The sequence below is a fragment of the Micromonospora sp. D75 genome (assembly GCF_018070405.1).
GTDB lineage: Bacteria > Actinomycetota > Actinomycetes > Mycobacteriales > Micromonosporaceae > Micromonospora > Micromonospora chalcea.
The window spans coordinates 1-7,679 of the sequence record NZ_JAGPXV010000266.1; the positions used below are offsets into that span (position 1 = coordinate 1).

A 7,679-nucleotide genomic window follows, 5' to 3' on the forward strand; every position below is an offset into this window, starting at 1 on the left:
CCCGACGAGAGCGCCGAAGCCGGTGGTCGCGCCGTACACCGCGCGGTCGTCGCCGAGCACCGCGGACAGGAAGGTACGGGCGGCCGTGACGCGCTCCCTGGCCTGTGCTCCGACCACGACCTTGACCGGGTCACGGGCGGCACGGAGGTCGGCGATCCGCAGTGGGACATCGAGGTCCACCTCTGTCGTCATGCGATCGCACCCTAGAGACGAATTCTCAGAACGCTCTGAGATCGAGTCGCTACGTTGCGGCGCATGACGGTCGACTATCTGATCATCGGAGCCGGACCGGCCGGGTTGCAGCTCGCTCACCTGCTGGAGCGCGACGGCCGCGACTACCTGGTCCTGGAGGCCGGCCCGGCGCCGGGCACGTTCTTCACCACCTACCCCCGGCACCGGCAACTCATCTCGATCAACAAGGTCTGGACCGGGTCCGACGATCCGGAGTTCAACCTGCGCGCGGACTGGAACTCGCTGCTCACCGACGATTCGGCGCTGCTGTTCAAGAACTACAGCCGCCGGTACTTCCCGGACGCGGCCGACCTGGTGCGCTACCTCGCCGACTTCGCACGCGGCCTCCGGGTCAGGTACGACACCCGGGTCACCCGGATCGCGCGCGACGGCGACCTGTTCACCGTCGACACCGGCGACGACACCCTCACCGCCCGCCGGGTGGTCGTCGCCACCGGCGTGTCCCAGCTGTACGTCCCGCCGATCGAGGGCGCCGCGCTCGCCGAGCGGTACGACACGGTCAGCGTCGACCCGGACGACTTCACGAACCAGCGCGTCCTCATCATCGGCAAGGGCAACTCGGCCTTCGAGACCGCTGACGCCCTGGTCGAGACGGCCGCTGTCATCCACGTCGCCGGCCCGCACTCGATCAAGCTGGCGTGGCAGTCGCACTACGTCGGGCACCTGCGAGCGGTGAACAACAACTTCCTCGACACGTACCAGCTCAAGTCGCAGAACGCGGTCCTCGACGGCGTCGTCGAGCGGATCGCCCGGCGCGACGACGGCGGCTACCGGATCGACTTCCGGTACGCCCGCACGGTCGAGGCGATCCGGCAGATCGACTACGACCGGGTCATCCTCTGCACCGGATTCCGGTTCGACGCGAGCATCTTCGACCCGTCCGCCCGGCCACGGCTGGTCATCAACGACCGCTTCCCCGAGCAGACCCCGGCGTACGAGTCGGTGAACGTGCCCGGCCTCTACTTCGCCGGCACCCTCACCCAGCAGCGCGACTTCAAGCGCTCGACGAACGGGTTCATCCACGGCTTCCGGTACGGCGTGCGGGCCCTGCACCGCATCCTCGGCGCCCGCCACCACGACACCCCGTGGCCGGCCACGCCGCTGGAACCCACCCCGGAGGCGATCGCCGACGCGGTCATCGCCCGGATCAACCGCACCTCGGCGCTGTGGCAGCAGTTCGCGGTCCTCGGCGACGTCGTCGTCGTCGACGGCGACACCGCGCGCTACCACGAGGAGGTGCCCGTCGCGTACGTGCACGACGGCGGCCTGGGCCCGGAGCCGTTCGCGTTCGTGGTCACCCTGGAGTACGGGCCGGACCACGACCAGGTCGACCCGTTCGACGTCACGGTGCCGCGGATCGCCGAGAACGACGCCGCGCACGCGCACGACGCCAGCTACCTGCACCCGGTCGTCCGGGTCCATCGCGGCGGCCGGGTCGTCGCGACGCACCACCTCGCGGAGAACCTGGAGAACCACTGGAATCTGCCGGACGTGCACCACCAGCCGCTCGTGCTCTTCGTCAAGGGCGTGCTCTCCGATGCCGGCTGAGGTCTGGCCGCAGCCCGTGCTGGACCTGCTCGCCACCGGTGACGACCGGCCGGTCTTCGAGGACGGCGACCGGAGGGTCACCACGGCCCAGATGTACCGGCTGGTCCGTCGCATCGCCGCCGGGCTCCGGGCCGCGGGGGCCGGCCCCGGCGTCGGGGTGGCCCTGCGGCTCGGCGTCACCGCGGAGGCGTTCGCGGCGATCATCGCGGCGTTCGCGGTCGGCGCCCGGGTATCCGGAATCCGCCCCGACCTGACACCGTCCCACCGCGCCTGGCAACTCGGCGAGAACACGCTGCTGGTCGACGACGCCCGGGTCGCCGAGTTGGCGGGCACCCCCGACGACGGAAGGCCGCTGATCGCCGCCGGTCGCCCGGACGACGTCGCCCGGGTCGTCTGGACCAGCGGCAGCACCGGCAGCCCGAAGGGCTGCGCGCAGACGTACGCGGCGATGAGCGCGGCCTGGGCCCCGTACCCGGACCGGTGGCCCCCGGCGATCGCCGACCTCGCCACCCGGCTCCAGCGTTACCTGGTCTTCGGCTCGCTGAGCAGCCAGGTGATGCTGGAGTACGGCATCCTCACCCTGGCCGCGGGCGGCACCCGCGTCGCGGCCCGGCCCCCGGGCTTCCCCGGCATGATCGCCCGGCACCGGGCGACCGCCAGCGTCATCACCGTGGGCAAGCTGTACCAGCTCGAGCGCGACCAGCGCGCCGATCCGGTCGACCTGAGCAGCCTGCGGGCCCTGCTGGTGTCCGGCTCCCCACTCCCACCGGGCCGGCTGGCCGAGGCGCTCGACGTGCTCGGCCCCGTCGTCTTCCACGGCTACGGCCAGACCGAGACCGGCATGATCACGATGGTGACGCCGGCCGAGATGCTCGCGTCCCCGGCCGCGCTCGCCTCGGTCGGCCGCCCACCGGCGGTGACCGCGCTGTCCATCCGGGACGCCGACGGCCGGCCCGCCACCGAGGGGGAACTGTTCGTGCGGACACCGGCGCAGGCCACCGCCTACTGGGACGACCCGGACGAGAGCGCCGACGTGTTCGTCGACGGCTGGGTGCGCACCCGCGACCTGGCCCGGCTGGACGGCGACGGCTACCTGCACCTGCTCGGCCGGATCCGGGACGTCATCATCGTGCACGCCAACCTGGTGTACGCGGGCCCGATCGAACGGGTCCTCGCCGCCGATCCCACGGTCGCCGAGGCGTACGTCGTCGGCCGTCCCGACGACGTCACCGGGGAGGCGGTGCACGCGTACGTGGTGCCGGCCGCCGGTCACGACATCGATGCCGGGCGGCTGCGTGCCGTGGTGACGGAGGCGCTGGGCGACTCGTCGGCACCGAAGACGATCCAGGCCATCGAGCGGGTTCCGGTGGCGGCGAGCGGCAAGCCGGACAAGCGCGCCCTGGCGTACCCGACACCCACATGACCTTCACCGGTCGTCACCGTCGGCGCGCTCCTGCTCGGGTACGCGCTGATCGTGCCGTGGATCTACGCGGGAGCGCAGGCCTGAGGCCCGGAACGCAAACCACCTAGGTGACGCGGTAGGCGGTGTAGCGCACCCGGTCGGCCTCGCGGATCGCCGACGCCACGAAGACGCACTGCTCCGTTGACCAGGCCAGCTCTCTACTACCAACTGCTAGTAGTTCCCTTAGGATGGCGACCGCATCAGGTCGGAGCGATGGGCGCCGGCTCCACGCCTCCTCGACGAAGGGATCAGCGGTGCCTTTCCCGGGGCGTCATCGGTCACCGGCGCGCGGCGCGGCACGGTGGGTGCTGCTGGTGTGGCTGGCGTGCTGTCCCGCCGTGTTCGTGGTGCTCGGGTTCGCGTCGCCCGCCGCCGCGCACTTCAAGCTGCTCAAGGTCGTACCGGCGGACGGCACGCGCGTGGACGCCGCGGTCGCGGAGATCCGGCTGACGTTCAGCGCCCCCGGCACGCCCACCGCGGCCGGCTTCCGGCTCTCCCGCGAGGGTGCGGCCGTTCCGGTGACCACTCACACCCCCGACGGGGGCCGTACCTGGCTGGTCCACCCCTCCGCCGCGTTGACCGACGGGGAGTTCACGCTGCGCTGGAGCGTGGCCGCCCCGGACGCCCATCCCCTGACCGGCGATGTCACGTTCACCGTGGTCCCGGCCGACGCGCCACCGGGCGCGACGGCCACCCCCCGGCCCACGGCCGGTTCGCACGGGCACACCGGTCACGGTGGACCGGCCGTTCCGTCGGCGTCCCCACCGGCCCATTCCGCTGGGCACGCGGTGGGTCACACGGCTGACGCCGACCAGGGTTCGGTGCGGTTCGTCGGCACGGCGGGGCGGTGGCTGTCCTACGGGGCGATCCTGCTCGGTGTGGGTGGTCTGGTCTTCGCGCTGACCACACTGGTGGGTACGCGCAGCGACATCCGGCTGGTCCAGGTCTGGGTACGCGTCGCCGGGCTGACTGTGGCGGCCGGTGTGGTGCTCGAACTGGCGGCCCTGGCGGCCGTGTTCGGCGGGGGCGGTCTCACCTCGGCGGTCAGCGTACCGGCGCTGACCGCGCTCGGCCGTACGCCGGTGGCCGCCGGGCTGGGCCTGCGGTTCGCCGGTGCGGCCGGGTTACTCGTGGCCGGTTCCCTGGAGGCGGCGCTGATCCGGGGCCGGCACGCGGTCGGGCGGCACGCCGTGGCGACGGTCGCCGCGATCCCGACCGCCCCTCGTCCCCTGGTCGTGCCGCCCGCCGGTGACGTGAGCGGCGGCGAGGCGCAGCGGATACGCGCGCGAGCGGTCCGGCCGGTGCTCCTCGGTGTCACAGTGGCGCTGCTGCTCGGTTCGTTCCTGTTCGACGGGCACACCGTCACCGCGGGACCGCGGATGATCGTCGTGGCGGCGGACGTCGCGCACACGTTCGCCGCGGCGGTGTGGGTCGGCGGGGTTCTGCTCCTGGCGGCGTTGCTGTTCGGGCGTGCGCGTCTCGGTGTGCCGACGGGCGCCGCCGAGATGGCGGTGCGATTCTCCGTTCCGGCCAGCGCCGCCGTGGCGTTGACGGGTGTCGCAGGCGTCGCACTGACAGTGGCGATCCTGGACCGGCCCGGTCACCTGGTGAGCACCGGTTGGGGACGGGTGCTCCTGGTCAAGGTCGCGTTGGTGGCGGTCGTGGCCGTCGTCGGGCTCTACAACAGCAGGCGGGTGGTGCCCCGGCTGGACGACCCCACCCCGGACGGGATGCGTCGCCTGCGCCGCACGGTGCTGGCGGAGGCGGTGTTGATGGTGGCTGTCCTGCTGGCCACCGCGATCCTGGTCAACACCGGCACGTAGGCCGCGACGCCCGGGTGGTCCCGGGGTCTACAGGCAGAACAGGATGCCGGTGACCACACCGGCGCCCAGCGGGGCCGCCAGGGTGGTCGAGGCGAGCACGGCACGGGCGAGCAGGTTACGGCGGTGCGGGCGGCGCCCCTGGAGGCGCTGCAGCCGGATGGCCACATCGGCACCGGCCATCGACAGCGCGGACGGCGGGTGCGGCGCGCCGGCGAAGGTCAGCAGCGCGTCGCGGACGGCGGTCGGGCCGCACTCGCGGACGGCGGCGGCGTCGGCGCGCAGTTCGACGAGCAGGCGCACGGCCGCGGGCGCCTGGCGGGTCAGGGGCAGCCACGGTACGGCGGCGGCGAGCCCATCCACGGCGGCCACCAGGAGGTGGTGACGCTCCCGCAGGTGTGCCCGCTCATGGCTGAGCACCGCGGCGAGCTGCTCGGCCGGCAGGTCACCGGCGGCGCTGGCCAGCACCGTCAGCCCGCCGGATCCGCCGAGGCTGTAGGCCATCGGGGTCGGGTGAGGGATCCACAGCACCGCCGCCTCGCCGCGCTCCGGCGGGTCGCCGGCGAGCGTGAGCAGGTCGGCGTGGGCGCGGCGGGCACGGCGGGCGCGCAGCGCCCGGCGGGTGCAGGTCGCCGTGAACCGGGCGAGCAGGGCCAGCAGGAGCAGCGCGCCGGTCGCCCCGACGATCTCGTCGACGGCGGGCGGCCGGCTGGGTTGCGCCCAGTGCCAGCAGATGCGGGCGAGATCGTGCAGCGCCCACTGCCGGGTGCTGCCCGGCGCGAGGAGCATCACGGTGGCGAGGACGAAGGTGGCGAACACCGCGACGATCAGGCCGAGCCAGCCGAGCAGCATCGCGACGGGGTCGGCGACGTGCCGGAAGCACAGCCGCAACGCGGCGGGGCCACACCAGGCGACCATCGCCGCGCCGGTGACGAGGGCGAGCGCGAGGCTCACTTCCCGGACTCCCGCTCGTCCAGGACCTGCCGCAGGATGTGCAGCTCGCGGTCGGAGGCGGATCGGGCGAAGTGCAGGAGCACCAGGTCGGGGTGGGTGCTCGTCTCGACGACCCGGCGCAGTGTCCGCGCGATGATCTCCTCGCGGGTACCGGCGGCACGGTAGCGGTAGGCCTTGCCGTCCTTCTCCCGTACGGCCCAGCCCTTGCGGTGCAGGTTGTCCAGCACGGTCAGAACCGTCGTGTACGCCAGGACCCGGTCGGTGGTCACCGCGTCGAGGACGTCGCGCACGAGCACGGGCTCGGGCGCACGCCACAGGACGTCCATCACTGCCGATTCGAGTCGGCCCAGTTCCGCCACGCGCTCTCCCTTCGTGCCGGTCAGGGTACGTCAGGTGTCGTGGCGGTGCGGCCGGTCCCGACGCCAGGGCCGGCCGCACCCGGTCGCCTACAGGCGGTCGAGGATCTTCTGCAGGGTCTGCACCTCGGCGGCCTGATCCGAGGCGATCCTGGCGGCCAGCGCCTTGGCCTCGGGGTTGCTCCCGTCGGCCTGTTCGGTCCTGGCCATGTCGATGGCACCCTTGTGGTGGGCGATCATCATCTCGGCGAACATCTTGTCGAAGGCAGCGCCATTCGCCGCGGCGAGGTCCTTCATCTGCTGCTCGGACATCATGCCGGGCATCCCCGAGTCCATCCCCGGCATGCCGTGCCCGGGCGTGGCGCTCATGCCGGGCATGCTGTGGTCGCTGGGCAGGTCCGTGGGCTTGCCCCAGGCCGTGAGCCACCCCTTCATGGTGGCGATCTCCGGATCCTGCGCCGCCTTGATCTTGGCAGCCAGGGCCTTCAGTTCGGGGTCGTTCGCGCGCGTCGGGGCCAGGTCGGCCATCGTCACCGCCTGCTGGTGGTGCGGGATCATCATCTGGGCGAACATCACGTCCGCGTCGTTGACGGTGGCGTCGGCCGAGGGCGAGGCGCCCGCTGCGGAACTGCTGCCGGTGCCGTGCGTCATGCCGCCGGTGTCGTCCGCGCCGCCGCAGGCGGCGGTGCCGAGCAGGGCGGACAGGGCGACGCCCGCGAGGGCGGCGCGGCGCAGGATGGTCGGTTTCATCAGTACGTGGTCCTTGTCGTGAGGTGTTCCGGAACGGAGTCGTCGGGTCCGGGCGAGACGCCGGACCGTGCTCTCCTCACGTCCGCAGGACCGTTACGGCTCGCAGTCGCAGCCCGATGGTCGGGCGGGGTGGGCCCCGGTCCGGGCGGTTCATCCGGGACCAGGGGCCAGTCGGTGTGCCGGCGCCCCGGTGGCGTCGGCGACCAGCATGGACACCGTGTCCGGACCGGTGGGGGTCAACCGCACCCGCAGCGTGTCGGCGCCGTGGGCGGACAGCGTCACGTCGGACCAGGCGAACGGCATCCGGGCCTCGCCGGGGTCGACGATGCCCAGCCCGACCGCCTGCACGGCGGCATCGAGCAACGCCGGGTGCAGCCCGTACCCACCGGCGTCGCCGGACGCCGGCTCGGGCAGCGCCACCTCGGCGTACACGTCCGCGCCGACGCGCCAGGCGGCACGCAGCCCGGAGAAGGCCGGGCCGTACGCGAACCCCGCCCGTGCCGCCCGCCCGGCCAGCTCCGACACGTCCAGGGAGGT

8 protein-coding genes are annotated in these 7,679 nt (G+C 73.0%); 3 read left to right on the forward strand and 5 right to left on the reverse strand.

Features of this window, described 5'->3' with window-relative positions:
- Nucleotides 1-192, reverse strand: a 192-nt coding sequence (locus tag KBX39_RS17090) for an aromatic amino acid lyase (RefSeq protein ID WP_247660298.1), incomplete at its 3' end; no start/stop codon positions are given.
- Between the two features lie 63 nt (nt 193-255).
- Between KBX39_RS17090 and KBX39_RS17095 the strand changes: the two genes are divergently transcribed.
- The 3 genes from KBX39_RS17095 (at nt 256) to KBX39_RS17105 (ending at nt 5,085) form a co-directional block, all read left to right on the forward strand.
- Nucleotides 256-1,800, forward strand: a complete 1,545-nt coding sequence (locus tag KBX39_RS17095) for an NAD(P)-binding domain-containing protein (protein ID WP_210871486.1) — start codon at nt 256-258, stop codon at nt 1,798-1,800.
- Nucleotides 1,790-3,223, forward strand: coding sequence for a class I adenylate-forming enzyme family protein (locus KBX39_RS17100; protein ID WP_210871488.1), 1,434 nt, complete (start codon nt 1,790-1,792; stop codon nt 3,221-3,223). Before KBX39_RS17095 ends, KBX39_RS17100 begins: the two co-directional genes overlap by 11 nt.
- Before the next feature lie 293 nt (nt 3,224-3,516).
- Nucleotides 3,517-5,085 (forward strand): CopD family protein, encoded by a 1,569-nt coding sequence (locus tag KBX39_RS17105; RefSeq protein ID WP_069088326.1) that lies wholly within the window; start codon nt 3,517-3,519, stop codon nt 5,083-5,085.
- 27 nt (nt 5,086-5,112) lie between these two features.
- Here the strand turns inward: KBX39_RS17105 and KBX39_RS17110 are convergent, their stop codons facing one another.
- The 4 genes from KBX39_RS17110 to KBX39_RS17125 all read right to left on the reverse strand — a co-directional run.
- The gene (locus KBX39_RS17110) at nt 5,113-6,036 is read right to left on the reverse strand and encodes a M56 family metallopeptidase (protein ID WP_069088325.1); all 924 of its coding nucleotides are present in this window, start codon (nt 6,034-6,036) and stop codon (nt 5,113-5,115) included.
- Complete coding sequence (locus KBX39_RS17115) at nt 6,033-6,395, reverse strand: BlaI/MecI/CopY family transcriptional regulator (RefSeq protein ID WP_082930889.1); 363 nt, start codon at nt 6,393-6,395, stop codon at nt 6,033-6,035. The genes KBX39_RS17110 and KBX39_RS17115 overlap by 4 nt, the downstream gene beginning before the upstream one ends.
- Before the next feature lie 87 nt (nt 6,396-6,482).
- Complete coding sequence (locus tag KBX39_RS17120) at nt 6,483-7,142, reverse strand: DUF305 domain-containing protein (protein ID WP_064445482.1); 660 nt, start codon at nt 7,140-7,142, stop codon at nt 6,483-6,485.
- A 150-nt stretch (nt 7,143-7,292) separates the two neighbouring features.
- Nucleotides 7,293-7,679, reverse strand: a 387-nt coding sequence (locus KBX39_RS17125) for a polyketide synthase dehydratase domain-containing protein (protein WP_210871490.1), incomplete at its 5' end; no start/stop codon positions are given.